The 1,462-nt window shown below is 67.4% G+C and carries 2 protein-coding genes; one reads left to right on the forward strand and one right to left on the reverse strand.

Annotated elements, in window-relative coordinates:
- Positions 1-1,003 (forward strand): LuxR C-terminal-related transcriptional regulator (locus ELR45_RS37985; protein ID WP_205856663.1); only part of this gene is annotated, 1,003 nt, incomplete at its 5' end.
- Positions 1,004-1,249: 246 nt separating this feature from the next.
- On the opposite strand, the gene ELR45_RS37990 is transcribed toward ELR45_RS37985, so the two are convergent.
- Positions 1,250-1,462: OsmC family protein (locus ELR45_RS37990; RefSeq protein WP_205856664.1), on the reverse strand; the 213-nt coding region annotated here is incomplete at its 5' end.

Consider the following 1,462-nt stretch of genomic DNA (forward strand, 5'->3'; position numbering starts at 1 on the left):
CTTCGATCTGGGGCGAGCGCAGGAGTGGACGGTGGCCTTGAGCCGGTGGTGCGCCGCCCAACAGGGCCTCAAACCCTATCGCGGGCAGTGCCTGGTACACCGCTCGGAGATCATGCAACTGCGCGGAGACTGGTCGGACGCCATGGCAGAGGCACAGCGGGCCTATGAGCACTTGTCCGACCCGCCGGGCGATCCCGTGCTGGGCATGGCGCTCTACCAGCAGGCTGAGCTGCACCGGCTGCGGGGTGAGTTCGCTCGAGCCGAGAAGAGTTACCGCGATGCCAGCGCATGTGGGCATCCGGTGCATCCGGGTCTTGCTCTGCTACGGCTGGCACAGGGCCGCGGCGACGACGCCGGCGCGGCGATCCGGCGCGTAGTGCGCGAGGTGCAGCTCCCAGTGGAGCGTGCGCGGGTTCTGGCCGCCTGCGTCGAGATAGCACTCGCGACCGGTGACGTAGAGGCTGCGTGGACGGCGACAGACGAACTGGAGAAGATCGCAGCGGACTTCGACTCACCCTACTTGCGTGCTGTCGCCGGTTCCGCGCGCGGCTCAGCGCTGCTGGCCGAGGGCGAGCCGGCGGAGGCCTGCGTCAGTCTGCGTAGAGCCTGGCTGGCCTGGTGTGAGCTAGAGGCGCCGTACGAGGCAGCTCGGGTCAGGGTGCTGATGGCTCGCGCGTGCGGGCGGTTGGGAGACCATGACACGGCCGAGATGGAGCTGGACGCCGCGCGCCTGGTCTTCGAGGAACTGGGTGCGGAACCGGCATTGGCGCACGTGGCCGACCTGTCCCGGCGCATGGCGGCTCGCGGACCCTGCGGGCTGAGCCAGCGTGAGGTCGAGGTGCTCCGTCTGTTGGCGACCGGTGCGACCAGCCGGGCGATCGCCGACACGTTGGTGATCAGTGAGAAGACCGTCTCCCGGCACCTGAGCAACATGTTCACCAAGCTCGGCGTCTCGTCCCGCGCCGCAGCCACCGCGTACGCCTACGAGCACGACCTGCTGTGAGTCCGGCGCGGACGGGCTGCGGGTCCGAAGTGCCTCCGGCATGCCCCTATACAGAACTCCCCATGTGACAACTGTCCGCCGAATGGGGTGTGCGCCCGATGCGGCGACCGTCGTCGGAAGACGACCCTCGAGTCGTTCGTCTGCGGCACTGTGTGAACCGACGCCCACTATTTGCGAAGAACCGGCGCGTTCGGGTTCGCCTCGAACGCGCCGGTTCTTTCTCACCCCGTGCGGGGCAAGCGTGAGTCAGGTGCGTGTGACTGTCACGGTGACAGGGTTGCGGATGATGTCCAGAACTGGTGAGGTCTTCTGGACATACCGGCACAGCTCGTCGATCTGCTCCGGCGTGGCGTCGGCGTCGACCCTGTAGGTGACCGTGATGCTCTGATAACCGGCGCGCGTATCCTCCGAGAGACCGAGGAAACCGTGCAGGTCGAGTTCGCCTTCGAGGTCGAACTC

It is taken from the genome of Phytoactinopolyspora endophytica (assembly GCF_004138495.1).
In the GTDB taxonomy this organism is placed as follows: Bacteria; Actinomycetota; Actinomycetes; order Jiangellales; family Jiangellaceae; genus Phytoactinopolyspora; species Phytoactinopolyspora endophytica.